This window comes from Agrobacterium deltaense RV3, from assembly GCF_900013505.1.
In the GTDB taxonomy this organism is placed as follows: Bacteria; Pseudomonadota; Alphaproteobacteria; order Rhizobiales; family Rhizobiaceae; genus Agrobacterium; species Agrobacterium leguminum.
Window position 1 is genome coordinate 1,949,875 of record NZ_LT009745.1, and the last position, 23,427, is coordinate 1,973,301.

Genomic DNA, 23,427 nt, shown 5'->3' on the forward strand with positions numbered 1-23,427 from the left:
GCAACCGTTTTTATTCCGCCGCCAGCAGCGGCTTGTCCTCTTCCAGCGCCTTGCGGCGGGCGGCAAGTTCAAGCTCGCGGTGAAGACGGATTTCCTCATCCGCCTGCGGTTTCGCGAAGCGGGCGATCAGCAGGTAGGAGACCGGCGTGATGTAAAGCGTCACCAGCGTCGCAAAACCGAGGCCGCCGACGATGACCCAGCCGAGCGCGATGCGCGCCTCCGCGCCCGCACCCTGCGCCAGCACCAGCGGCACACCGCCGAGAATGGTCGCAATCATCGTCATCATGACAGGGCGCAGACGAATGCTGGTAGCCTTTTCAATGGCTTCCCGCACGGTTGCGCCCTGATCGCGCAGATGATTGGCGAATTCCACGATGAGAATACCGTTCTTGGCCATCACCCCGACAAGCAACACAAGCCCGATCTGGCTATAGACGTTGAGGCTTGAACCGGTAACGAGCAGCGCGATGACCGCGCAGGCAAGGCCTAGCGGCACCGTCGTCATGATGATGACCGAGCTCAGCACGCTTTCGAACTGCGCAGCAAGCACGAGGAAGATGATGGCGATGGCAAAACCGAAGGTCAGCAACATGCCGCTCGAATTTTCCTCGAGCGTCGCCGCTTCGCCCAGCGGCAGCAGGCGTGCGCCGGCCGGCATGACGGATTGCGAAAGCTCATTCACCTTTTGCAGCGCCTCACCCAGCGAAACGCCGTCCTTGAGATTGGCGGTAAAGCCGACGGAGGGAAGCTGCTGCTCGCGGTTGAGCTGCGGCGCAACCGCATTTTCCTTCAGCGTGGCGATGACCGACATCGGCACGATCTTGCCGTCGCCCGTCTTCAGGAAGACGTTTTCCAGATCGGTCGGATCGTTGATCGGCCGGGTGGAGGACAGGAGCCGCACCGGGATCGCATCGCCATCCACGAAGACGTCGACAATCGAGCGCCCTTCCAGCAGCGACTGCATGGCGCGCGACAGGCCGGTGATATCGATGCCGAGATCCGACGCACGCTCGCGGTCGATGGAGACGGAGATTTGCGCCTGATTGGGTTCATTGTCGAAACGCGGCGTATCGAACAGGCCGCTTTCCTCCATGGAAAGCAGCAATTTCTGCGTCGCCTCGGTCAGCGCGGCATAGTTGCTGCCAACCATCGCCATCTGCAATCCGTTGCCGGCACCGCGAATTCGCAGGCTGTTCGGCTGCATTGCATTGCCGCGCAGCGCCGGCACCCTGTTGGCGGCGGAGGTGACATCGGCGGCAATCTGGTTCTGCGTGCGCTCACGATCTGCCCAGGGCGCAAGCGTCAGCACCATGAAACCGGTATTGGACGAGCCGTTCATGCCGGTGATGGAGTAAATATTGCGGATTTCACCGCTGTCGCGCAGCGGCTGCAGGTTTTCTTCGATCCGCTGCAACTGGTCGCGGGTATATTCGAGGCTGACGCCCTGCGGCGCGGTGACCCGCATCATGATCGAGGCGCGGTCCTCGCGCGGCGTCAACTCGTTCTGGATCATGCCGAAGGCGATCCACGACAGGCCGGAAAAGATCAGCGCCACGACGATGACGATCAGCGGATTGTTGAGGCAGGCGGAAAGTGTCGTTTTGTAGGTGGAGGCAAAGACATTGCCGAACCATGCGAGCGGCCCCGTCGGCTCCTTCAGCCCCTCCTTCAGCATGCGCGAGGCGAGCATCGGGCAGAGCGTCAGCGCCACGATGGAGGACAGGCCCACCGCGAAGGCCAGCACGAAACCGAATTCACGGAACAGGCCGCCAAGCTGGCCCGGCAGGAAGGAGAGCGGAATGAACACGGCGGCAAGCGTCGCCGTCGTCGCGATGACCGCGAAGAAGACTTCCTGCGTGCCGAGAACGGCAGCGGCCCGCGGCCCCATGCCTTCTGCCCGGCGGCGCACGATATTTTCCAGCACGACGATGGCGTCATCGACCACGAGACCGGTCGCAAGAACGATGGCAAGCAGCGTCAGAATATTGACCGAGAAGCCGACCATATAGATGGCGACGATAGTGCCGATCAGCGCGACAGGCATGGTGATCGCCGGAATGAGGGTCGCACGCCAGTCGCGCAGGAAGAGATAAAGCACGACGACGACGATGATCGCCGAGAGACCGAGCGCCAGCTCGACCTCATGCAGCGCGCCTTCGATGAAGACGGCATCGTCACTGGTGACGACGATACGCGTACCTTCGGGCAGATTGGCCGACATGGCGTCGACGGCGGCCTTCACGCCGGTCGAGATGCTGAGCGTGTTCGACTGCGCCTGCCGGATGACACCGAGACCGACACCCTGCACGCCGTTGGAGCGCAGCGAGGTGGATTCATCATCCGCGCCCAGCATGACGGTCGCGACGTCCCTGAGGCGGATATTGTTCTTGATCAGGAGATTGGAGAAATCCTCGGGCTTCGTCAGGCTGGCGGTGGCGCGCACGACGATGTCCTGCGTCGTGCTTTTCAGCGACCCCGCCGGCACGTCGAGGGCTGCGCTGGCAAGCGCGTTCGAAACATCGGTCACCGTCAAACCGCGGCTGGCGAGCGCCGCCTGATTGAGATCGACACGGAAAACCTTTTCCTGATCGCCGTAAAGCTCCACATCGGCCACGCCGTCGACGGCAGCCAGACGGTCGATGATCTCGTCATCCACCAGCTTGGTCAGGTCTTCCATGCTGAGCGTGGAGGAAGTGACGGCAAGGCGCATGATCGGCTGGCTGTCGGAATCCGCCTTGATGATCTGCGGCTCGTCGGCATCGTCAGGCAACTGGTTGGTGACGCGGCCGATGGCGTCGCGCACATCGTTGGCGGCAACCGCCAGATCGACATTGTCGCCGAATTCCAGCGTCACGCGGCTGGTGCCGAATTGCGAGTTGGACGAGATGGACTTGACGCCGCTGACCCGCGCCACCGCACCTTCGATGGTTTGCGTCACTTCCTGATCGATGGTTTCGGGCGCCGCCCCCTCATAGGTGGTCCTGACGCTGATCGTCGGCCGGTCGACGTCAGGCAGTTCACGCACTTCAACGCCCACCAGCGCTGCAAGGCCGGCAACGACCAGCAGCGTGTTGAGAACCGCCGCCAGAATCGGCCGGCGCACGAACAATGCCGTAAAGGCGAGCTTGGAATCCTGCCCGGAGGGTGGCTGCGTCGTCATTGGCTGGCAACCTCTTCAGGCTTCGGCTGGTTGCCAACGCGGACCGCGCCGCCTTCCCTCACACGCTGAAGGCCCTCTATCACGACAGGTTCGCCATCCGCCAGCTCCGCCTTGACGAGAACGGCATCGGGATTGCGCTGCACGATCTGCACCCGCACTTTGTTCGATTTATTGTCGGCCACGCGCCAGACGTAAGAGCCTTCCGCATCCCACTGCACGGCGAGTGGATCGACCGAGGCATAAGTTTCCCCGGCAAAACGCATGGTGACGCCGAAGGACATGCCCGCCCTCAACTCGTCCTTCTCATTGCCGAATTTCGCCCGGATACGGATCGTGCGGCTTGCCTCATCGACGCGGTTGTCGACGGCCTCGATCTCGCCCTTGAAGGTCTCACCCGGCCGGGAAATGGACGTCGCCTCCACCGGCATGCCGACCTTGATCGCGGTTGCGAACCGCTCGGGAGCCCAGAAATTGACGAGAATTTCTGAACGATCATCGATGCTGACGATGGTTGATTGCGTGGTGACGTTATCGCCGATATTGGCGGCGACGATACCCGCCACACCCTCTATCGGCGCAACGATGTCGCGCCGCTTGAGATTGAGTTCGGCCGTGCTCAGCGCAAGCTTGGCGGCTTCCTCGGCAATCTGCGCATCCAGCACATCGAGGCGGGAGACGGATTTCAGGTTCTTGTAGGAATTGGATTTTTCAACGGCGCTGCGCAGCGCCACCTGCGCCTTGTCGCGCTCGATCACCTGCTCTTCATCGTCGAGCCGCGCCAGCACCTGCCCCTTCACGACACGAGCGCCGGACGACGTGCGAATTTCAGAAAGCGTGCCGGAAGCCTGCGGCATGACGACAACCGACTGGATCGCCTCGCCATTACCGATGGCGTTCAGCCGGTCATTGACCGTGCCTTTCTTCACCGGGGCCGTCACCACCAGTGTGGCGTTGCCGTTGCGGCGCGCACCGCCGGCGTTTTGACCCGAACCGGGCGTAGCGGCGGCAACCTCGACGGCGCTGGCAGGCGTTTTGCCAAGCCCCATGCTGGCGAGCACATTGCGGGCTTCGGGCGAATAGAAGCCCCAGAGACAGAGCCCCGCTCCCACCACGGCAACACTGACACCCACCTGTTTCCAGACCCGCATATATTTCTCCGGTTGATCCGCGCAGCATAAAGCATTCCCGAAAATCTGCGTTCCGGGACAGATGCAGTATTCCTGCTTGGCTGAGGCAAGGCAACGCACAAATCCGTTCCTTACGTAATTGTAATTTGGGCGCAATTGCCGCCAGAAGCAGCCAATCCGCAATCCATCCGTGCATTCCTGTCGCAAATATTCGCCATTGGGCTAATCTGCGCCCTCGATACGCCATAACCGGAGGGAGCCATGAGCACCGTGACGAAGACCGAAAACCCGGAAACCGACCCGCGCGTCAAGGCGGTGTTCGATGACATCCGCGCCACCCGCAAATCGGATTTCATCAACAATATGTGGCTCTACCTCGCCTTCGATGCCGATCTGCTTGAACAGACATGGGGTGAGGTCAAGGCGGTGATGGCGACACCTTCGGCGCTCGATCCCGTGGTGAAGGAAATGCTCTATATCGCCGTTTCCGTCACCAATGGCTGCTCCTATTGCGCCCATTCCCACACGGCAGCAGCAAAAGCCAAGGGCATGACCACCGAACAACATGCCGATTTGCTGCGCGTCATCGCGCTTGCCGCCAAGACCAACCAGCTTGCGGTGGCGTTGCAAGTGCCCGTTGACCCCGCTTTCGACGCCGACAGGCAGACATGAACGAAAAAAATGCCTTGGAATGGGCGTTTTGACGGTTGATACCGGAATAAAAGCAGAACACGGTTCTGGCCTTTATATCCCGAATCACTACATTGGGCCGCATGAGCAACAGTTTTGACGATATGCCGTTCTTCGATGAGGAACCCGCCGCACCGCGCAGGGCAACGAACAATGCCGGTGCGGAAAGCGGCGGCGGGCTTGGCATTGCCGCCCGCGCCATGGCGGCGCGCGATCAGACGCGTGCTGCGCCCGACTATCTTTCCGGCCTCAACCCGGAACAGCGCGATGCCGTGGAAACGCTGGACGGACCAGTTCTCGTGCTCGCCGGCGCCGGCACCGGCAAGACCCGCGTTCTGACCACCCGCATCGCCCATATTCTGGCCACCGGCCGCGCCTATCCAAGCCAGATTCTTGCCGTGACCTTCACCAACAAGGCTGCCCGCGAGATGAAGGAGCGTATCGGCGTTCTCGTCGGCGGCGCTGTCGAGGGCATGCCCTGGCTCGGCACCTTCCACTCCATCGGCGTCAAGCTTTTGCGCCGCCATGCCGAACTCGTCGGCCTGAAATCGGACTTCACCATTCTCGATACCGATGACGTGGTGCGGCTGATCAAGCAGCTCATTCAGGCCGAAGGGCTGGACGACAAGCGCTGGCCGGCGAAGCAGTTCGCCGGCATGATCGACGGCTGGAAAAACAAGGGCCTGACGCCGCTGGACATTCCGGAGGGTGACAGCCGCGCTTTCGCCAATGGCAAGGGCCGCGAACTTTACACCGCCTATCAGAACCGCCTGAAAACGCTGAACGCCTGCGATTTCGGCGACCTTCTGATGCATCCGATCAGCATCTTCCGCCGCCACACCGATATTCTGAAGGAGTATCACCAGAAGTTCCGTTACATTCTGGTGGACGAATATCAGGACACCAATACGGCGCAATATATGTGGCTGAGGCTGCTTGCCCAACGCGCCAAGGGCGAACCGCAGAACGTCTGTTGCGTGGGTGACGACGACCAGTCGATCTATGGCTGGCGCGGTGCGGAAGTGGACAATATCCTCCGCTTCGACAAGGATTTCCCCGGCGCCAAGGTCATCAAGCTCGAGCGCAACTACCGCTCCACCGAGCATATTCTCGGCGCGGCCGGCCATCTGATCGCCCATAATGAGGGCCGTCTCGGTAAGACGCTCTTCACCGAACGCAGCAGCCCGGATGACGAAAAGGTCGTGGTGCATGCCGCCTGGGATTCCGAGGAGGAAGCCCGCGCGGTCGGCGAGGAAATCGAACAGCTTCAGCGCAAGAACCATAATCTGAACGACATGGCGATCCTCGTTCGCGCCTCCTTCCAGATGCGCGAGTTCGAAGACCGTTTCGTGACGCTTGGCCTCAATTACCGCGTCATCGGCGGCCCGCGCTTTTATGAGCGCCTCGAAATCCGCGACGCCATGGCTTATTTTCGCGTTGTCTGCCAACCAGCCGATGACCTGGCTTTCGAACGTATCGTCAACACGCCCAAGCGTAGCATTGGCGAAACCACCAAAAGCGCCCTACATGCCTATGCCCGCGCCCGCGATATTCCCATGCTGGCGGCAGCAGCTGACCTCATCGAAACCGACGAACTGAAGCCACAGGCGCGTAAGGCGCTATTCGATGTGGTGCAGAATTTTCGCCGCTGGCAGGGCCTCTTGGAAAATACCGAGCACACCACGCTTGCCGAGCAGATTCTCGACGAAAGCGGCTATACCGCCATGTGGCAGGCCGACAAGACGGCCGAAGCGCCCGGACGGCTTGAGAACCTGAAGGAACTCATCCGCTCGATGGAGGCCTTCGAGAGCATGCGCGGCTTCCTCGAGCACGTCGCCCTCGTCATGGATGCAGAGCAGAACGAAAATCTCGATGCCGTCTCCATCATGACGCTGCACTCCGCCAAGGGTCTGGAATTCGACACCGTCTTCCTGCCCGGCTGGGAAGAAGGCCTGTTCCCGCACCAGCGGGCGCTGGACGAAGGCGGGCGCTCCGGTCTGGAAGAAGAACGCCGCCTCGCTTACGTTGGCATCACCCGCGCCAAGAAGCTCTGCCATATCTGGTTCGTGTCGAACCGGCGCATTCACGGGCTGTGGCAATCCACCCTGCCCTCGCGTTTCCTCGATGAATTGCCGCCCGCCCATGTGGATGTCGCGGCGTCCGACAGCAGTTACGGCGGTTATGGCGGACGCGGGGGCTACGGCCAGTCGCGTTTCGACAAGGCCGATCCTTTCACCAACAACTATTCCACCCCCGGCTGGAAGCGCGCGCAGCAGAACCGCAGCGACGCCACCCGTGACAATTGGGGCACGCGCTCCGGCCATGCGGTGGAACGGATCGGTTATGGCGAAAGCGGCCCGCGCACCCGCACGATCGACGGCGAACTGGTGGCGAAATCCGTCGCCGACACGCCATCGAAATTCTTTGTTGGCGACCGCGTCTTCCACCTCAAATTTGGCAATGGCAACATCGCCGCCATCGAAGGTAACAAGCTGACGATCGACTTCGACCGCGCCGGGCAGAAGCGCGTGCTGGACGGATTTGTGGAAAAGGTCTGATTCGGCAACCATGAGTGCCTGAAGGGTGCTTTTTCCATAGCCCGCGTCATGCCGTTGCAATAAAGGAGTTGCAATGGGGAAGTGGAACAGGCGAGGACAGCTTTGCATATATTACCGAAAAGCCAGCGCAGGCTCGCCGTTTTCCTGATCAATATGGACAGCGCCACCAAACGCCTCGCGGATATGACCGCGCGCCTCGATGCCATGGGGCTCAAGGCGGAGCGTGTCCCCGGCGTCAATGGCAGGGAACTGAATTACCCCATCCCGGAATTCAGCGAGATTTCCTACATGATCATGCATGGCCGCCGCACCTCGCCGCCGGAAATCGGCTGCTATCTCAGCCATGTCACCTGCGCCAATAAATTCATGGCGGGCGATGCCGATATCGCACTCATCCTCGAGGATGACGTGGTCTTCGACGATGATTTTCTCAACGCCATCGACGAGGCGGTGCTGAATGGCGGCGACTGGGATTTGCTGCGGCTCACGACCGTCAGCAATGGCCGCAAATTCCCGTTCCGCCAGCTTTCCAATGGTCGTTCGCTCGCCATTGCCATCACGCGGGAAAAAGGATCGGGAGCCTATCTCGTCAACCGCCGCGCCGGAAAATGGATATCGAAGCTGATCCCCATGCGGCTCGCTTATGACATCGCATTCGATCTGGAATATCTCGCAGGGCTGAAGGCGGCCTTCCTCTACCCGCTCTGCGCCACGCAGGATGCGGATGGGGAAAGCCAGATCCAGAACAATCTGCGCATCTACCGCCTGCCGCGCTGGCGCTATTTCACCGTTTTGCCCTATCGCGCCTATCTGGAAACCAGCCGGTTCCTGCTGCGCGGCATTCGCTTCGCAGTCGCCAAAGTGTCCGTTGCGATGGAGCGCGGCAAAGGCAAAACCGCCCCAGCCGGTCGTTGATCGATCCGTCTTATACTTCGCCGGGCGTGAAGCCGACGAGGTAGACCGCCGCGATCACGGCTGCGAGAATGAAAATAGAAATGACGAAAATCGTCATCCGGTTCAATGGTTTGCGCGTCGTCTTCTTCATGGTGGAATAATGCGTGGCCGCATCGCTTGTTCCGCAACGCACAGGATAATGTCGTCTAAAACCGTGAGCCGGCGCAATTCGATTCCGCTTCAGGCACATATGGGCTAAAGCTCGTCTCCATCTTCAGCTTTCCGGCCCGCCATGACAGACACGACGCATCCACGCCTCAACCCGCTGCATCTTGCCGCCGCCTTCGCCAGCGGCTGCCTTTTGACATTGATGGTGCATTTTAACGGTCAGCTTGCCCATTACGGCAATGCGCTGTTTTCCTCCTGGACGGCGCATGGCACCGGCACGGTGGCGGCGCTGATCTATCTCGCCATCATGCGCCCGAAGAAAGAAGTGGGCGCAGCGGAAAAACCGAAAGCGCCGCTCTGGGCCTATTGCGGCGGGGTCGTGGGTGCGGCCATCGTCATCCTCACCTCCACCGCCGTCAATTCGCCGCTGGCGCTTTCCGGCACCATTGCGCTCGGGCTTGGCGGACAGGTGATCTTCAGCCTCCTGGCGGATCTTTTCGGCCTCTTCGGCCTGCCCAAAAGAAAGCCGGACCTGCGGGACATGGCGGCGGTGGCGCTGATCCTGTGCGGCAGCGCACTCATCATCCTTGTCGGGAGAACGGCATGATCGTCTGGATCGCCATGGCCTTTACCGGCGGCGTCTTCGTGGCGCTGAGCCGCCAGATCAACGGCCGTCTCAGCCTGTCCAACTCACCGCTCATCGCATCGTTCTGGAACCACATTGTCGGTTTTGCCGTACTGACGGTCATTGGCCTCATCGTCGGCGGCCTCATTCCGCCGGGCGCCGCCGATGCGCCCTGGCTTGCCTTTATCGGCGGGCCGATCGGCGTCGTCTTCATCGCTTCGGGAAGCTGGCTCATTCCGCGCATCGGTGCGGTCAATACCGCCCTTCTGGTCATCAGCGGCCAGATGGTTTCAGGCGTGGTTCTCGATCTTTTCGGCGATCATCCGCCGAAACTCTGGGCAAGCGCACTCGGCATTCTGCTTATCCTCGCCGGCATGGTGCTGACACAGCGGCGCGGTCGCTAGAGCATTTCCAGCAAAAGTGCGCAGCGGTTTTACATCAGGAAAATGCGGAAAGCTCAGGAATCGCTGCCGCGCGAAAACATGCCGAGCAGGGTCTTGCCGCCGCTTTTACCGCCGCTGCTTGCAAGTGTCGGCCGGTTGCCGTTCAACTTCGGCACCACCACCATGCGCTTGACTTCGCCGCGCTTGAAGGCCGCAAGGAAGCGCGGGTAATCCCGAAACACCACGCAGCCATTCGATTCACCGCGTTTCGCCAGCATGTAGGTATGCGCCAGAAGACCGTCGCGGCCGTGCGGGTTGACGCCGTTTTCGGGCGTCAGGCGAATGGCCTCGACGCCATGGAACCGCGCCTCGCGCATCGTCAGACGATAGCTGGAAGGCGGCGTCGAACCGCGCATTCTCACATGCACGTAATCGGGGTTGTCGCGCATCTTGCCGATGCCGGAATGCGCTTCGAGCTTCTCGCCATTCGGCATGTGCACCACGCCGGAGGAAATATCGTAGATCGCCGTGCCGTTGCCGCGATCCGGCCACGGAACCGCATCCATCTTGCTCGGCTCACGCATCGGATTGTCAGGTTTTGCAAAGGCGAGCATGGCGCCGGTGCTCTGCTTCGGCGGCGCAGGCGCGCGAAGGGGAACCGGCGCATCGAAAGCCGGTGCCGAAGCGACGTCGGGAACATGGCCCTCGGTCTTGGACGATGTCGCGGGACGCGGTGACGGCTCAACCGTCTGAGCCATCGCCACCTCGGGACGGAAGCTCGGCAGCGGCACATCATCGGGCAGCAGGCTGCTTGCCTCTTCCTCGATCTGCGGCCGCGCCAGCGCCACTTCAAATGCCGGGTGCTGCGGAACGGCGCTCTGATAGGCAACCTCGGAGGTGCGACCCAGCGCCGAATCGACGATCGCCGACGGCTTGAGCGCGGCAAGCTGCTTCACGGTCGCCTGCCCCTTGGCATTGGCAGCCGCGCCGAAGCGCTCACTGAATTCCTTCGCGCCGATCTCGGGCATGATGCCGGCGAGGCGAACCGCCTTCTGCTGGCCATGGCTGTGGTCGCTCAGGCGAGAAAACTTGCGCACGTGAATATCCCGCGCGGCCGCGTGGGCAATTGCCGTCTCAGTGGAAGCGAATCGCGTCACCAGTGTCTTTTCAAACTGCCCGACACCATGCGAAGCGGCGGCCATGCTGTGCAGCGAGGCAAAGGCGGCGAAGGCGAAAAGGCCGGCAAAGGCGCCGCCGCCGAGAAGGGCGGACATTCGGCCGAACGCAAAGGATTTGCCTCTCTTGACGGAAGACGAACCGGCAAGGCCGGCGCCATTATAGGCCGCAGCAGAAAACGCCATGATACTCGTTACTCGAACCGTTCACGCACACCCGGCCGACGCCGGAGGGATTTTGGGACATCCGAAGGGCGGGCAAACACCACGCCGGTTTCGGAACTGACTGGTTCGAAGCATGACGAATTATGGTAACCAAAGTGTTTACGAGTCCCTGCAAAAATAATTCGTTAAGGTCTGCGCATTGTAAGGCGAAGGCAAAACAATGACTTGCGCCGAGACTGCGTGCATCCGCACTGCATCTTCCCGGGAAATGCCCCTCAAAGGGTCGTCATCGGCCTAAAAATTTCCGTCGCCGCATTGTCAGGTAAATTCCGACTTGGCCGGAAATTTGCTGCAATTGCGGCAGGACTGCGACAGGGCAAGCCCCCTGCCCAAACACCCGTGCCTGCCGGAGAGGTCGAAAGGGGCTTGATCCGTTAAAGCCGGCTTGGCATCCTGCCCTGAAAAGGGAGGCACATCATGAAGGCGCTGCTGCTCATCGATATCCAGAACGGTTTTTGCCCGGGCGGCAATCTGGCCGTTGCCGATGGCGACAGGGTCGTGCCCATCGCCAATGCCCTGATCGACAATGGCGGCTACGATCTCATCGTCGCCTCGCAGGACTGGCACCCGGAAAATCACGGCAGCTTCGCCTCCCAGCATCCCGGCAAGAAACCCTTCGACATGGGCGAACTCTCCGGCAAGCCGCAGATGATGTGGCCGGACCATTGCGTGCAGGGCACGCCGGATGCGGAATTTCATCCCGACCTCAAGACGGACGCCTTCGACTATATTCAGCAGAAGGGCGAAAACCCCGCCGTCGACAGCTATTCCGCCTTTCGCGACAATGATCAGGGCGCGACGACGGGACTGGCCGACTATCTGAGCCGTCAGGGTGTCACGCAACTCGACGTCTGCGGCCTTGCCACCGATTATTGCGTCAGTTTTTCGGTGCTCGATGCCCTCGACATGCTGCCCGGTGTGAATGTCCGTTTCATCGAAGATGCCAGCCGCGGCATCGATCCGCAGGGCATCAAGGCCGCGATTTCGACGATGCGGGAAAAAGGCGCGGCCATTCTCAAAAGCCGCGACATCTTGCGGGACTAGTTTAGCGCGGCTTCGGCTTCTCCAGCACGTCGATATCGCCTGCTGCATCCTCAAGGCGTCTCAGGATCGCGGCATGCGCATCCCTGAGCCCCTCATTATAAAATACATGCCCCAGCTCCTCGGCCAGAAAATCCACGAAGATTTCCGCCTGCAGATGGCCGATCTCGGCTTCGGTCTCCCGGGCAAGATAGTCCCGGATACGTGCGGCCAGGGCGGCCTTTTCCTGCTTTTCCAGCATCGATCTTCCAACGTCTGACTATTGAGGGGGTACGGGAGGACGGCGGTGAAACCGTCCGTCCGGCACCGGCCATGTGGGGCGTTACCGTAACGGAAGCTTCAAGGGAATCAATCGATCCATTCATGCAATTCGTTTGCCAGCCGGGCGGGACGGCGATAGAGCGGCGGGCAAGGAGTTTCCAGAAATGTTCAATGCAGATTTTCGCGAGGGATTGAAGAGCGGTTTCCCGATCGCCCTCTCCGCCGCCCCCTTCGGTGCGCTGTTCGGCGCGGTCGCAGTCGATAATGGGCTCAGCGTCACCGAAGCCACGATCATGAGCGGCACCGTCTATGCGGGCGCGAGCCAGCTCGTGGGTATCGAATTGTTCGGCCAGAAGGTTGCCCCCTGGCTGATCGTTCTTTCCGTCTTCGCCGTCAATTTCCGCCATATCCTCTATTCGGCCGCCATTGCCCGGATGATCTCGAACTGGTCTTTCCTGCAAAAAGCCGCGGGCTTCTTCGTGCTGGTCGATCCGCAATTCGCCGAATCGGTCAGGAAATACGAAAATACCGGCACGGTCGGCTTTTCCTGGTACATGGGCTTTGCAGCGCCGGTCTACGTGCTGTGGCTGGCCATGACCATTCTCGGCGCATCGCTCGGCAATATGGTCGGCGATCCAAAAGCCATCGGTCTCGATGTACTGCTGCCGATCTATTTCATGGGCATGGTCTTGAGCTTCCGCCAGCGGGAGAATTTCTACCCTGTCATGCTGGCAAGCGCGGTTGGCGCAACGGTCGCCTATCACATCGTCGGTTCGCCGTGGCATGTCAGCCTCGGCGCCGTCGCCGGAATTCTCGTCGCGGTCCTCTATCCGCCGAAGCCGAATTCTGAAAGCGGGGTGGAAACGCCATGAGCGACATGCTGCACGCCGATACGCTGATCCTGATCGCGCTCGCCGCCATCGCCACTTATCTCACCCGCATCGGCGGTTATGTGCTGATGACGCGGATGAAATCCATCCCGCCGCGCATGGAGGCGGGACTGAACGCCGTTCCCGTAGCGGTTTTGACCACGCTTGTCGCACCCGCCTTTTTCGAAGGCGGATACGAGGTGAAGATCGGCATGGTGGCAGCGCTTCTGGTCTGCCTGCGCTTTCCCGGCCTGACGATGCTGGCCGTCGGCTGGGCCATCGTCATCGCCATTAGGCATTTCGGGCTGCTTTAAGCGACCCGCTCCAATGGCTTCGTCGCGGCAACGAGCCACGCCTTAACCTCCTCGTCGGTGATCAAGGGAGAAAGCTTCTCCAGAACCCCGGCATGATAGGCGTTCAGCCAGTCCAGTTCTTCATCGGTCAGGAGAGCGGCGACGACCAGCCTGCGGTCGATGGGGCACCAGGTCAGCGTTTCGAAGGAGAACATCGGCTGGTCGCCGCCGGCCACCTCTTCCGCCTCGCGTACATAGATGAGGTTCTCGATGCGGATGCCGAAAGCGCCGGGCCGGTAATAACCCGGCTCGTTTGACAGGATCATGCCGGGCAGAAGCTCCTGTGTCGAAAGCCGCGAAATGCGCTGCGGCCCCTCATGCACCGAAAGATAAGAGCCGACGCCGTGGCCGGTGCCATGGGCGTAATCCGCTCCCGCCTTCCAGAGCGCAATGCGCGCCAGCGGATCGAGATCGCAACCGCGCGTTCCCTTCGGAAACCGTGCGGTGCTGATGCCGATCATGCCTTTCAGCACCAGTGTGAAGAAACGCTTCTGCTCTTCCGGCACCGTGCCGATTGCAACGGTACGGGTAATATCCGTGGTGCCATTGACATATTGCGCGCCGGAATCGACGAGGAACATCTCGCCGTCCGCAAGTGTGCGGTCGGTATCGGTGGTGACGCGGTAATGGATGATGGCGGCATGTTCGCCGGCGCCTGAAATCGTATCGAAAGACACGTCCTTGAGCGGGTTTTGCAGCCCCTGCCCCACCTTGAACCGAGCGGCCTCCAGCGCCTTGACGGCGGCGATTTCGGTGACGCTGCCCGGTTGCTGGCGGTCCAGCCAGCAGAGATATTCGACCATGGCCGCGCCGTCCTGCACATGGGCGGCTGACGAGCCGGCAAGCTCCGCCTTGTTCTTGCGCGCGCGCGGCAGGCGAACGGGATCGGCCTCCTCTATCAGCGAGCCGCCCGCCGCGGTGATTGCGCCGGTCAGCGCCACAGGGGTCAGATCGGCATCCACCATGACGCGGCCCTTGGCGCTGGCGATGGCATGCAGACGGTCAGCGATCTTCGACGGCGGCAATTGTGTCGCAAGCTGCGCCAGATAGGCCTCGGTCTCGATGCCGGTCTTACGCTTGTCGAGAAAAATATCCGCCCTGCCATCGGCGTAGATGATGGCGCGGGCGAGCGGATGCGGCGTATGCGGCACGTCATTGCCGCGAACATTGAAAATCCAGGCAATGGACGACGGATCGGTAACCAGCAGGGCATCCGCGCCCTTTGCCGAGACCGTCTCCGCCAGCGAGGCGATCTTTTCCTTCGCCAGCCTGCCAGTAAAGGCCTCTGGCTGGATAACGACGGGTTCCAGCGGCTCGGAGGGACGGTCCTGCCAAAGGGCATCGAGCGGATTCTTTTCCAGGAGAACGACCGAACCGCCCTTGCCGGCAAGCACCTTTTCCAGCCGCTTCAATTCCGCGCCGGTGTGCAGCCATGGATCGATGCCGAGCCGGAAACCCTGTGGAGCATGTTCGGCCAGCCAGACGGAGGGCGGCGCGCCAACCAGATCGCCGCCGCTGAAGACCGATTGATCGACCTGCGACTTAAGCTGCGTCGTATAACGGCCATCGACGAAAACCACCGCCTCCGTGCGCGTCACCAGCGCAATTCCGGCGGAACCGGTAAAGCCCGTCAGCCAGGACAGGCGCTCGGCGCACTCCGGCACATATTCCCCCTGATATTCATCGGCGCGCGGCACCAGAAAACCGTCGATACCAAGGGCATCGAAACCGGCGCGCAGCGCCTCGACGCGGGCCTTGCCAAATTGCGGCGCAGATTTGTTTTCGAAGGTCTGGAACATGGGCGTCTTTCGGGAACTGTCATGGAGAAAAGCTGCAAGGTGCGCCGTCAAATCATTGGCGCGTAACGACAATGCCACGCGGACAAAGCCGGTTTCAAGCCATATATGACAGACCGGATTGCGGCGATAAATTGTGCACATTTTGCGAAATAAGTAATACTCAAGGCAAAGTGACATGCGATAAATGCATATCTACCCTGAGATATCCCCTCTAACTAAACAAAAACACATCGCTTATCTTCAGATCAACACAGCGAGAGAGACACTCTCCTGGCAAACAAGGATTTGAAGCAATGGCAAAATCTTTCCTCCGCACCGCCTTCGATCGCGTCGTTGAAGCACGCGAGCGTCAGGTCAGCCGCCATGTCAACGCCGCCCTTCTGAACCTCGACGACAAGTCGCTGGAAGCGCTCGGCATGAACCGCGCCGATCTGCGTCGCAAGGCAAACTCCAGCTACGTATTCTGATGACGTCCGGCGCGGCGATCCTCCCTCCACCGCGCCGAACAGGGATACGTCGACCCGCTTGAGCAAGCTCCTCCCATGCTCGCGGGTTCCCAGGCGGCGCGAAAGCGCCGCCTTTTCTTTTGCCCGAAAGGGATGTCGCCGCTGGTTCAGTCTTTACGCAGATGCAGCGTGACCCAGCCGTTGCGCCAGATGGTGCGGATATGGGAAAGCCGGGCGCCATTATAGGCGGAAAGCACCTTCCAGCGCTGTGAGGCCAGAATGCCGGACAGGATGACGGTGCCGCCGGGCGCCAGATGCGTGACGAGCTGCGGCGCCATCTTGATGAGCGGCCGCGCCAGAATATTGGCGATGATGAGATCGAACGGACCATGCTTGCGGAAGGCGTCCGAGTGGAAGCCCGGCGCGGTCTCCAGCGCCATCCCGGAGACGATGCCGTTCAGCCGCACATTCTCCTTCGCCACCTTGACGGCGATGGGGTCGATATCTGTCGCCAGCACGGGAATGGGGCGCATCTTGCGCACCGCAATTGCCAGAACGCCGCTGCCGGTGCCAAGATCGAGCGCGTTGCGCACGGTGCGCGCCCGCAGAACCTCCTCAATCATCTCAAGGCAGCCGGCCGTCGTGCCGTGATGGCCGGTGCCGAAAGCCTGTCCGGCCTCGATTTCGATTGCCAGATCGTTCGCCCGCACCTTGTCGCGATCATGCGCCCCATGAACGATGAAACGCCCTGCCCTGACCGGTTTCAGCCCCTCGAGCGACTTTGCGATCCAGTCGACATCCGGAACGGTCTCCTTCTCGATGACGAGATCGGGAAAGGCCGGAGCAAGCAGGGCGCTGACACGCTCACGGAACTCTTCCTCCTGCTCGGCCATCAGATAGACCGAGGCTTCCCAGATATCGCGCTTCTCATCCACCTCGGTCGTGGCAATCGCAACATCCTCCTCGCCGAAATAGTCCGACATGAGATCGAGGATTTCACCCGCCTGGATTTCGGTCGTGGTGACGTAAAGTCGGATTTCGCTCACGGCGGGCTGCTTTCTCTGGATGAGGTTATTGTTCTTGCCTTTGCCACAAAACCTCGGCCAGTCCAATAAGCCCCGCGCAATTATGCCGCCTCTATCAGCCCTTCAGAAGATTCTGAAGCTTCTGCTCGGCAACTTCCGGGTTTTCGCCATAAGCAATGGTGCCGGAAAAACGGCCATTGGCATCGAGCAGGATGACGGACGCCGTGTGATCCATGGTGTAATCGCCATTCGGATCCTTCTCGTCCACCGGCACCTTCTTGGCATAGATGCGGTAGCCCTTCAGCGTTTCGGCAATCTTGTCCGCCGGGCCGGTGATGCCGGTGATGCGCTTCGAGACGTTGGAGACATATTGCTGCATGATCTCAGGCGTATCGCGCTCGGGATCGACGGAGACGAAATAGGCCTGCAGCTTGTCGCCGGCCGGGTCCACCTTCTCCATCCAGCCATTCAGCTCGAAAAGGGTTGTCGGGCAGACTTCCGGGCAATGGGTGAAACCGAAGAACAGCGCTGTCGGCTTGCCCTGAAAGGCCTTTTCGGTGATCGGCTGGCCGTTTTGCGCCGTGAGTTGGAAGGGCACGCCATAGGCCGTCTCCACCATTTCATTACGCGTCTTCGTCATTTCGATCGTCAACCAGCTGACAACGCCGGCGAGAACGAGCACGACGGCCCACAATACGATGCGAATATTTCTCATTGTCCAATCCTACCCCGAAAGCCGGCGGCATATCGCAGGCCCTGGCAGACAGATAACGAAAGGCGACGGGGACGGCAAATCAACTGGACGTATTTGCGGGAACCGCGCTGATTTGTCACAAATCCGCAGCCGGAAAACGCGTCACAGGCACCAGGCGATGCCGCTCTGCACCGTGGACAGGAAAATATCCGTGCCGTGCCGCACCCAGCCGTCAAAGGCAAGAAGCACGATGGCAAGCGAGGCCACAGCGGCAAGACTAGCCAGAATAAACTTCAGCGGATGGGAAACGAGTGCGTTCATATGCCCATCATAACCTGTTTGTGTGAGCGCGAAAACCGCCAAAATACTGGGTTTTGCCGGCGAGACCGGCGCAAATGTTAGGGAAAGTTTAAAATCTTGGTGTGCATTATGACCATAGCGGTTTTTAAGCCTCGACATGATGTCTCCCGGTCCATTCTCCGGCCACCGCATAAAGCTCAATCCTGCGCGGGCCTGTTAGAGAGCCATCAGAGGAAACCTGCCGTCATGTCCAACGCCATCAAGCAATCCGGCGCATATCTCGAAATCGTTTCCTTCCATCTGGGCGATCAGGAATTCTGCATCGACACCATGGCGATCCGCGAAATCCGCGGCTGGGCGCCGGTTACACCGATGCCGCACACCCCGCCTTATGTGCTCGGCCTCATCAACCTACGCGGCGCCGTCATTCCCGTCATAGACATGGCCGGCCGCCTCGGCATGAAGATGACCGAACCCTCCGAACGCTCTGCCATCATCGTCACCGATATCGGCGGCAAGCTGGTCGGCCTGCTGGTGGAACAGGTCTCCGACATGATGACCATCCGCTCCGAAGACCTGCAGCCCGCGCCCGATATCATTCCGGAAGAACAGCGCAGCTTCTGCCGCGGCATCGTGGCGCTGGAAAAGAGCATGGTCTGCTTCCTCAACCTCGACACCGTCATTGCGGACGAGCTGGCACGCGAAGCGGCCTGATCCAGGCATCTATAACGCAATTGAGAGGGGCAGGCCTTACGGCTTGCCCTTTTGCCATGTGACCTGCTGGTTATAAAGCGGCACCGTGGAAATCGCCATCTTGGCCGAACCGTCGGTCAGTTCCCGCGCATGTACCAGATAGATCAGCGTATCGTTCGCCCTATCATAAACGCGGCTGACGACGAGCTTCTTCCACACCAGCGACATGCCCTGCCGGAACACTTCTTCTCCGCCCTTGGAGAGATCGATATCGCCGATCTCCACCGGTCCAGTCTGGCTGCAGGAAATGGCGTTGTTGGAAGGGTCTTCGAACCAGTTGCCGTTCTTCAGCCGGTCGATGACGCCGCGCTCGAAATAGGTCACATGGCAGGTCACGCCCTTGATCTTCGGATCGGCGATCGCCTCGATGACGATGTCATTGCCGATCCAGTCGACGCCGACCTCGCCCACCACCTGCGAATGCGCCGCTGTCACCGGAAGCAATGCCAGAAAGCCCGCAAACAAACCCGACAGAGTTTTCATCGTCATCGCATCTTCTCCGTTACGCTGCTTCAAACATAAGTGCGAGGAACGGTTACGCAACCCGGGAGACGGCGCGTTTTTTCATGCTGCAGGGCTGGTAACCGGTGGAGGTGAGACGCCCCGCGACCATGCCGATCTTTTCCGGCAGATCGCGGATATGGGCAACGCGCAACGCCTTGGCCGCTGCAATCGAAGCGGCCGCGCAGACGACAGCATCTTCGGCGGCATTGTGATGCACGAAACGCAACTGGAGGTGATGAGCGATGACATTCAGCTTGTGCGACGCCAGATTGGGCCAGACATGCCGGGCGATCTTGACGCTGCACAGATAGGAAAGATCGGGATAGGACTGCCGGTATTTATCGAAAGACGCCCGCATGACGCTGAAATCGAAGGCGGCATTATGGGCGATCATGGTGGCGCCATGGAAGTCGTCGATGAACTCCTCCATCACATCAGGGAATTCCGGCGCATCTTCGACATCCGCCGGGCGGATGCCATGCACCGCGATGTTGAAGGGCGAAAACTGCATGTCCTTCGGCCGGATCAGCCGTTCCTCGACGCGAACGATCTCGCCGCCCTCTATCCATGCAAGCCCGACGGCGCAGGCGCTGCCCCGTTCCTCATTGGCGGTCTCGAAATCGATGGCGATGGTTTTCAAGAGTGATTCCCGTTGTTTCATTCCGGCATAGACCGGATTGACGTCAAAGAGAACCGGCCTCGGCAGAACCCGCTTCCGAAAGCATCCAGTCGATGAGCTTCACCAGATCGGGATTATCCAGCATGCGCCGCGGATAAACGAGGAAATAGGCGAGCGTGCTGGCCATGTCCTTGCCGAAGGGCGCAATCAATGCGCCTTCCGCAAGCTCGCGGGAAACCAGCGAACGCCGGGTCAGCGCAATGCCGTGCCCGGCCTTGGCCGCATCCAGCGCCCCGTTGCTGTCGATGAAGACGGTGCCGCCGGAGGCATCCACGTCCGATGCCCCCGCCGCCTCCAGCCAGCGCCGCCATTCATTGCGGTTTTCATCGTGCAGAAGCGGAATGGATTTGAGATCCCCCGCCTCCTGAAGCGGCCCATATTTCTCCAGAAGCTGCGGTGAACAGACCGGTAGGGTGCTGTCATCGATGAAGCGGATACTCTCCAGACCCTCATAGCGACCGAAACCGTGTCGTACCGCCAGATCGACATCGTCCCTTGAAAAATCCACCAGCCGGTTCGTCACGCTGATGCGGACATCCACCTGCGGGTGTTGCTGCTGGAAGGCAGGCAATCGCGGCATCAACCATTGAACGGCGAAAGTGGGCGTGCAGCTCAGCGTCAGAACCGTGATCTCGGAGCGCGCGGTCAGTTCCGCCGTCGCCTCGCGCATCATCCGGAAGGCGGTGCGAAGCGCGCCGTAATAACGCTCCCCCTCACGCGTCAGCTGGATGCTGCGCGGCTTGCGGAAAAACAATTGCACGCCAAGCCGCGCCTCCAGCTCCCGGATTTGCAGGCTGACGGCACCGGGCGTGACATTCAACTCATTGGAAGCAAGCGTGACGCTGCGATACCGCGCTGCGGCCTCGAAGGCCTGCAACCCTTTCAGAGACGGAAGTTCGGCTGCCATGATTTAGCTCATCTTAATTATCGAACGAGAAACAATCGTTTGAAAACACCATAAAACAGGGAGTAAATAGACGCAACAAGACCTGAAACGCAGTGAGAACCACCCATCTCCAGATTGAGCCAAACTCAACCGATATCGGGTGGATGGCGGCGAGCCGGCCTGCGATCATGTCGATACTCATGCTTTGGGAGATGACGATGGCGATACAGAAACAGATGGATGCCGGTGAATGGGCGATGCTTGTCGCGCTTTCGCTTCTCTGGGGCGGATCGTTCTTTTTCATCGGTGTCGCCGTCAAGGAACTGCCGCCCGTCACCATCGTCACGCTGCGCGTCAGCCTGGCGGCAATCGCGCTTCTCATCGTCTGCCGCATCATGGGCCTTCGCCTGCCGCGTGAATGGGCGGTGTGGCGCGCCTTTTTCGGCATGGGCCTGCTCAACAACATCATCCCCTTCTGCCTGATCGTCTGGGGCCAGACTCATATTGCCAGCGGACTAGCCTCAATCCTCAATGCCACCACGCCTCTCTTCACCGTCATTGTCGCCCATTTTCTCACCGCCGACGAGAAGATGACCGGCAACAAGCTCACCGGCGTGCTGATCGGCTTTGCCGGCGTGGCGACCATGATCGGCCCGGCGGCCTTCACCGGCTCATCCGGTCTCTGGGGCCAGATCGCCATTCTCGGCGCGGCCATCTCCTATTCCTTCGCGGGCATATTCGGCCGCCGTTTCAAGGCCATGGGCGTGCCGCCGCTGATGACCGCCACCGGCCAGATCTCCTCTTCGACATTGATGCTCATCCCGGCCGCCCTTCTCATCGATAAACCATGGACGCTCGCCATGCCGGGCCTCGGAACCTGGGGCGCGCTTGTCGGCATCGCCCTCTTGTCGACGGCACTCGCCTACCTGATCTTCTTCCGCATACTCGCAAGCGCCGGCGCCACCAACCTCGCCCTCGTCACCTTCCTTATTCCCGTCAGCGCTATTCTGCTCGGTTCGCTGCTCCTCGGCGAGCAGCTGGAGATGAAGCACTTCGCCGGCATGGCGATGATCGCCGCCGGTCTTGCCGCGATCGACGGCAGGCTGCCGGCAAAACTCAGAAGCCTGCTGCGCAACGCACCCGCTTGACAGGGCCATGCGGCAAAAGCATTCTGCGCGCATGATCGCAACGAAACAGAACACCACCCGTCGCCATACCATCACCGGCCACCCGGCAGGCAGAGGTATGTCGTCGCGTTAAGCGATCCATTTCCACCCTGCCACCAGAGCAGGGTCGCAAACCTGCTCCCATACGCCCAAGGAGACAGGCATGCAGAACATGAAATTTGCCGATTATGAAGATTCGCAATTCAGCTTGAACGAAGTCGTCCTGCGTGCGGCGCGTCTGGACGATGCCGAAGCCCTGACCGAAATGTTCAACCTGCCCGGCGTCCGTCACGGCACGCTCCGACAGCCGTTTCAGTCCGTTGAAAAAACGCGGAAATCGATGGAAAACCGCGGCCCGAACGATATCGCCATCGTTGGTGAATGGCGTGGAAAGATCGTTGCCAATGCAGGACTGTTTCGCAGGGCGGGAAGGCAGTCCCACATCGCCGATCTGGTGATCAGTGTTCACGACGATTTTGCGGGCAAGGGCGTCGGATCATATATTCTCGGGGCGTTGATCGACACGGCCGACAATTGGCACGATATACGCCGCATCGAACTGAACGTCTTCACCGATAATCTCCCGGCAATCCGGCTTTACGAGAAATTCGGTTTCGAACGCGAAGGCACCCTACGCAACGACGCCTATCGTGACGGAAAATACGTCGATGCCCACGTGATGGCGCGTCTTCGATAGTTCCGGTCAGTTGTCCAGGTGATCCGCAAACACTTCCCGAATGGTCCGGCGCGACCATTCGGCCATTTTGTCGTTACGCCCGCGCTCCGCATCCAGCACGATCAATGCCTTCCACAGCGCCCAGCCGCGCCCGCGCTGCCATGTCGCCTCATCCAGATCCAGCGCCCGGCGAAAAACGGCGCGGCTTTCCGCATCGAGCACATTCCACGCGAGGATGAGATCGGAAGACGGATCGCCGACGCCGGAACTGCCGAAATCGATGACGGCCGAAAGCCGGCCGTCCTTCACCAGCAGATTGCCCTCGGCAATATCGCCATGCACCCACACTCCCTGCTTCCGCCAGTGGCTCGAAAGTGCAAGCTGCCATATCTCCATGGCCAGCGCCTGATCCACCTCATCGGCAAGCCGCACCGCCGAAGCCTTCGCCTCCCCGTCATAGACCGAAAGCGAGCCGCCGCGATGGAAGTTATGTGCGCCTGCGGGCGGGCCATCCGAAGCATCCACCCCGTGCAATGCTCTTAAAAACGCGGCAACATCGACGGCGATGGTTGAAAGATCAACGCGATCCAGACCCCGGGCGAGCGGTTCGCCCTCAAGCCAGCGATAGACGGACCAGCGGAACGGATAACCCTGTCCCGGCTGCCCGAGCGCCAATGGCGCAGGAATCGGAAAAGGCAGGAGCGGCGCAAGCGCCGGCAGCCACCGATGCTCCTTCTCCACCTGCGCAACATACCGGGCGGCACTTGGCATGCGGATCAGCATCTCATTGCCAAGACGAAAGCTGCGATTGTCCCAGCCGCTCAGCTCCACCGGCCGGATATTTAACCCCGCCCATTGCGGAAACTGGCTGCCTACCAGCGCCCGGACCTGCTCTGTGCTGACGACAATGCGGTCATCCATGCTGTGCTCTCCGTGTCAGTCGCAAAGCTCTAGCGGCAGAGATCAACAT

24 protein-coding genes are annotated in these 23,427 nt (G+C 60.5%); 12 read left to right on the forward strand and 12 right to left on the reverse strand.

The genetic code is table 11. The annotated features are described in order from the left end of the window. Positions 1–10: 10 nt before the first annotated feature. Together AGR7B_RS09915 and AGR7B_RS09920 are read right to left on the reverse strand one after the other, a co-directional pair. On the reverse strand, positions 11–3,160 hold the full coding sequence (locus AGR7B_RS09915) for an efflux RND transporter permease subunit (RefSeq protein WP_003522359.1): 3,150 nt from the start codon (positions 3,158–3,160) through the stop codon (positions 11–13). After that, on the reverse strand, positions 3,157–4,308 hold the full coding sequence (locus AGR7B_RS09920) for an efflux RND transporter periplasmic adaptor subunit (protein ID WP_078051867.1): 1,152 nt from the start codon (positions 4,306–4,308) through the stop codon (positions 3,157–3,159). Before AGR7B_RS09920 ends, AGR7B_RS09915 begins: the two co-directional genes overlap by 4 nt. 240 nt (positions 4,309–4,548) lie before the next feature. Here AGR7B_RS09920 and AGR7B_RS09925 point away from each other — a divergent pair, with 240 nt between their 5' ends. The 5 genes from AGR7B_RS09925 to AGR7B_RS09945 all read left to right on the forward strand — a co-directional run bounded on the left by AGR7B_RS09925 (position 4,549) and on the right by AGR7B_RS09945 (position 9,626). Next, on the forward strand, positions 4,549–4,959 hold the full coding sequence (locus AGR7B_RS09925) for a carboxymuconolactone decarboxylase family protein (RefSeq protein WP_078051866.1): 411 nt from the start codon (positions 4,549–4,551) through the stop codon (positions 4,957–4,959). A 101-nt stretch (positions 4,960–5,060) separates the two neighbouring features. Beyond that, the gene (locus AGR7B_RS09930; RefSeq protein WP_078051962.1) at positions 5,061–7,535 is read left to right on the forward strand and encodes an ATP-dependent helicase; all 2,475 of its coding nucleotides are present in this window, start codon (positions 5,061–5,063) and stop codon (positions 7,533–7,535) included. A gap of 102 nt (positions 7,536–7,637) precedes the next feature. Next, positions 7,638–8,450, forward strand: coding sequence for a glycosyltransferase family 25 protein (locus AGR7B_RS09935; RefSeq protein WP_080856557.1), 813 nt, complete (start codon positions 7,638–7,640; stop codon positions 8,448–8,450). A 271-nt stretch (positions 8,451–8,721) separates the two neighbouring features. Next, positions 8,722–9,204 (forward strand): DMT family transporter, encoded by a 483-nt coding sequence (locus AGR7B_RS09940; RefSeq protein ID WP_065655829.1) that lies wholly within the window; start codon positions 8,722–8,724, stop codon positions 9,202–9,204. Continuing rightward, the gene (locus AGR7B_RS09945) at positions 9,201–9,626 is read left to right on the forward strand and encodes a DMT family transporter (protein ID WP_078051864.1); all 426 of its coding nucleotides are present in this window, start codon (positions 9,201–9,203) and stop codon (positions 9,624–9,626) included. The genes AGR7B_RS09940 and AGR7B_RS09945 overlap by 4 nt, the downstream gene beginning before the upstream one ends. 53 nt (positions 9,627–9,679) lie before the next feature. Here AGR7B_RS09945 and AGR7B_RS09950 read toward each other — a convergent pair whose 3' ends face one another. Then, on the reverse strand, positions 9,680–10,966 hold the full coding sequence (locus AGR7B_RS09950; RefSeq protein WP_078051863.1) for a DUF2778 domain-containing protein: 1,287 nt from the start codon (positions 10,964–10,966) through the stop codon (positions 9,680–9,682). Positions 10,967–11,422: 456 nt separating this feature from the next. On the opposite strand from AGR7B_RS09950, the gene pncA reads away from it, so the two are divergent. After that, positions 11,423–12,049, forward strand: coding sequence for a bifunctional nicotinamidase/pyrazinamidase (gene pncA / locus AGR7B_RS09955; RefSeq protein WP_003522349.1), 627 nt, complete (start codon positions 11,423–11,425; stop codon positions 12,047–12,049). Between the two features lies 1 nt (position 12,050). On the opposite strand, the gene AGR7B_RS09960 is transcribed toward pncA, so the two are convergent. After that, positions 12,051–12,287: a DUF2164 domain-containing protein gene (locus AGR7B_RS09960; protein ID WP_003522348.1), complete on the reverse strand. Its 237-nt coding sequence runs from the start codon at positions 12,285–12,287 to the stop codon at positions 12,051–12,053. Positions 12,288–12,471: 184 nt separating this feature from the next. On the opposite strand from AGR7B_RS09960, the gene AGR7B_RS09965 reads away from it, so the two are divergent. Together AGR7B_RS09965 and AGR7B_RS09970 are read left to right on the forward strand one after the other, a co-directional pair. Further along, a complete protein-coding gene (locus tag AGR7B_RS09965) occupies positions 12,472–13,179 on the forward strand; it encodes an AzlC family ABC transporter permease (protein WP_080856558.1) in 708 nt (235 codons plus the stop codon). Further along, positions 13,176–13,490, forward strand: a complete 315-nt coding sequence (locus AGR7B_RS09970; RefSeq protein ID WP_004430802.1) for an AzlD family protein — start codon at positions 13,176–13,178, stop codon at positions 13,488–13,490. The genes AGR7B_RS09965 and AGR7B_RS09970 overlap by 4 nt, the downstream gene beginning before the upstream one ends. Here the strand turns inward: AGR7B_RS09970 and AGR7B_RS09975 are convergent. Then, the gene (locus tag AGR7B_RS09975; protein WP_080856559.1) at positions 13,487–15,328 is read right to left on the reverse strand and encodes an aminopeptidase P family protein; all 1,842 of its coding nucleotides are present in this window, start codon (positions 15,326–15,328) and stop codon (positions 13,487–13,489) included. The two genes, AGR7B_RS09970 and AGR7B_RS09975, sit on opposite strands and share 4 nt — an antisense overlap. 293 nt (positions 15,329–15,621) lie before the next feature. Here AGR7B_RS09975 and AGR7B_RS25865 point away from each other — a divergent pair, with 293 nt between their 5' ends. Next, complete coding sequence (locus tag AGR7B_RS25865; protein WP_020009313.1) at positions 15,622–15,795, forward strand: hypothetical protein; 174 nt, start codon at positions 15,622–15,624, stop codon at positions 15,793–15,795. A 146-nt stretch (positions 15,796–15,941) separates the two neighbouring features. Here the strand turns inward: AGR7B_RS25865 and AGR7B_RS09985 are convergent, their stop codons facing one another. The 3 genes from AGR7B_RS09985 to AGR7B_RS09995 form a co-directional block, all read right to left on the reverse strand. Beyond that, positions 15,942–16,820, reverse strand: a complete 879-nt coding sequence (locus tag AGR7B_RS09985) for a 50S ribosomal protein L11 methyltransferase (RefSeq protein WP_078051858.1) — start codon at positions 16,818–16,820, stop codon at positions 15,942–15,944. 94 nt (positions 16,821–16,914) lie between these two features. Beyond that, a complete protein-coding gene (sco, locus tag AGR7B_RS09990) occupies positions 16,915–17,514 on the reverse strand; it encodes a cytochrome oxidase assembly protein Sco (RefSeq protein ID WP_003522341.1) in 600 nt (199 codons plus the stop codon). Positions 17,515–17,655: 141 nt separating this feature from the next. Beyond that, positions 17,656–17,952: a hypothetical protein gene (locus tag AGR7B_RS09995; protein WP_245317701.1), complete on the reverse strand. Its 297-nt coding sequence runs from the start codon at positions 17,950–17,952 to the stop codon at positions 17,656–17,658. 87 nt (positions 17,953–18,039) lie between these two features. Between AGR7B_RS09995 and AGR7B_RS10000 the strand changes: the two genes are divergently transcribed. After that, entirely contained in the window at positions 18,040–18,507 is a 468-nt protein-coding gene (locus AGR7B_RS10000; protein WP_080856560.1) for a chemotaxis protein CheW, read from the forward strand. A gap of 36 nt (positions 18,508–18,543) precedes the next feature. Here the strand turns inward: AGR7B_RS10000 and AGR7B_RS10005 are convergent, their stop codons facing one another. Genes AGR7B_RS10005 through gcvA form a run of 3 tightly spaced genes read right to left on the reverse strand, consistent with a single transcriptional unit; the run spans position 18,544 to position 20,636 of the window. Further along, a complete protein-coding gene (locus AGR7B_RS10005) occupies positions 18,544–19,035 on the reverse strand; it encodes a CreA family protein (RefSeq protein WP_020810267.1) in 492 nt (163 codons plus the stop codon). 46 nt (positions 19,036–19,081) lie between these two features. Continuing rightward, positions 19,082–19,690 (reverse strand): 3'-5' exonuclease, encoded by a 609-nt coding sequence (locus AGR7B_RS10010; protein ID WP_080856561.1) that lies wholly within the window; start codon positions 19,688–19,690, stop codon positions 19,082–19,084. Positions 19,691–19,733: 43 nt separating this feature from the next. Continuing rightward, positions 19,734–20,636, reverse strand: a complete 903-nt coding sequence (gene gcvA, locus AGR7B_RS10015; RefSeq protein ID WP_080856562.1) for a transcriptional regulator GcvA — start codon at positions 20,634–20,636, stop codon at positions 19,734–19,736. Positions 20,637–20,833: 197 nt separating this feature from the next. Here gcvA and AGR7B_RS10020 point away from each other — a divergent pair, with 197 nt between their 5' ends. Then, positions 20,834–21,763, forward strand: coding sequence for a DMT family transporter (locus AGR7B_RS10020; protein ID WP_031233882.1), 930 nt, complete (start codon positions 20,834–20,836; stop codon positions 21,761–21,763). Between the two features lie 181 nt (positions 21,764–21,944). Then, positions 21,945–22,478 carry a GNAT family N-acetyltransferase gene (locus AGR7B_RS10025; protein WP_080856563.1) on the forward strand — a complete coding sequence of 178 codons (534 nt, stop codon included), beginning with the start codon at positions 21,945–21,947 and terminating at the stop codon, positions 22,476–22,478. A 6-nt stretch (positions 22,479–22,484) separates the two neighbouring features. On the opposite strand, the gene AGR7B_RS10030 is transcribed toward AGR7B_RS10025, so the two are convergent. Further along, positions 22,485–23,378 carry an aminoglycoside phosphotransferase family protein gene (locus AGR7B_RS10030; RefSeq protein WP_080856564.1) on the reverse strand — a complete coding sequence of 298 codons (894 nt, stop codon included), beginning with the start codon at positions 23,376–23,378 and terminating at the stop codon, positions 22,485–22,487. Between the last annotated feature and the right edge of the window lie 49 nt (positions 23,379–23,427).

Bases quoted from the DNA above. Each gene is read 5' to 3' on its own strand.
- AGR7B_RS09915 (WP_003522359.1), bottom strand. From the start codon at position 3,160: ATGACGACGCAGCCACCCTCCGGGCAGGATTCCAAGCTCGCCTTTACG.
- AGR7B_RS09920 (WP_078051867.1), bottom strand. From the start codon at position 4,308: ATGCGGGTCTGGAAACAGGTGGGTGTCAGTGTTGCCGTGGTGGGAGCG.
- AGR7B_RS09925 (WP_078051866.1), top strand. From the start codon at position 4,549: ATGAGCACCGTGACGAAGACCGAAAACCCGGAAACCGACCCGCGCGTC.
- AGR7B_RS09930 (WP_078051962.1), top strand. From the start codon at position 5,061: ATGAGCAACAGTTTTGACGATATGCCGTTCTTCGATGAGGAACCCGCC.
- AGR7B_RS09940 (WP_065655829.1), top strand. From the start codon at position 8,722: ATGACAGACACGACGCATCCACGCCTCAACCCGCTGCATCTTGCCGCC.
- AGR7B_RS09945 (WP_078051864.1), top strand. From the start codon at position 9,201: ATGATCGTCTGGATCGCCATGGCCTTTACCGGCGGCGTCTTCGTGGCG.
- AGR7B_RS09950 (WP_078051863.1), bottom strand. From the start codon at position 10,966: ATGGCGTTTTCTGCTGCGGCCTATAATGGCGCCGGCCTTGCCGGTTCG.
- pncA (WP_003522349.1), top strand. From the start codon at position 11,423: ATGAAGGCGCTGCTGCTCATCGATATCCAGAACGGTTTTTGCCCGGGC.
- AGR7B_RS09960 (WP_003522348.1), bottom strand. From the start codon at position 12,287: ATGCTGGAAAAGCAGGAAAAGGCCGCCCTGGCCGCACGTATCCGGGAC.
- AGR7B_RS09965 (WP_080856558.1), top strand. From the start codon at position 12,472: ATGTTCAATGCAGATTTTCGCGAGGGATTGAAGAGCGGTTTCCCGATC.
- AGR7B_RS09970 (WP_004430802.1), top strand. From the start codon at position 13,176: ATGAGCGACATGCTGCACGCCGATACGCTGATCCTGATCGCGCTCGCC.
- AGR7B_RS09975 (WP_080856559.1), bottom strand. From the start codon at position 15,328: ATGTTCCAGACCTTCGAAAACAAATCTGCGCCGCAATTTGGCAAGGCC.
- AGR7B_RS25865 (WP_020009313.1), top strand. From the start codon at position 15,622: ATGGCAAAATCTTTCCTCCGCACCGCCTTCGATCGCGTCGTTGAAGCA.
- sco (WP_003522341.1), bottom strand. From the start codon at position 17,514: ATGAGAAATATTCGCATCGTATTGTGGGCCGTCGTGCTCGTTCTCGCC.
- AGR7B_RS09995 (WP_245317701.1), bottom strand. From the start codon at position 17,952: ATGTCGAGGCTTAAAAACCGCTATGGTCATAATGCACACCAAGATTTT.
- AGR7B_RS10000 (WP_080856560.1), top strand. From the start codon at position 18,040: ATGTCCAACGCCATCAAGCAATCCGGCGCATATCTCGAAATCGTTTCC.
- AGR7B_RS10005 (WP_020810267.1), bottom strand. From the start codon at position 19,035: ATGACGATGAAAACTCTGTCGGGTTTGTTTGCGGGCTTTCTGGCATTG.
- gcvA (WP_080856562.1), bottom strand. From the start codon at position 20,636: ATGGCAGCCGAACTTCCGTCTCTGAAAGGGTTGCAGGCCTTCGAGGCC.
- AGR7B_RS10020 (WP_031233882.1), top strand. From the start codon at position 20,834: ATGGCGATACAGAAACAGATGGATGCCGGTGAATGGGCGATGCTTGTC.
- AGR7B_RS10025 (WP_080856563.1), top strand. From the start codon at position 21,945: ATGCAGAACATGAAATTTGCCGATTATGAAGATTCGCAATTCAGCTTG.
- AGR7B_RS10030 (WP_080856564.1), bottom strand. From the start codon at position 23,378: ATGGATGACCGCATTGTCGTCAGCACAGAGCAGGTCCGGGCGCTGGTA.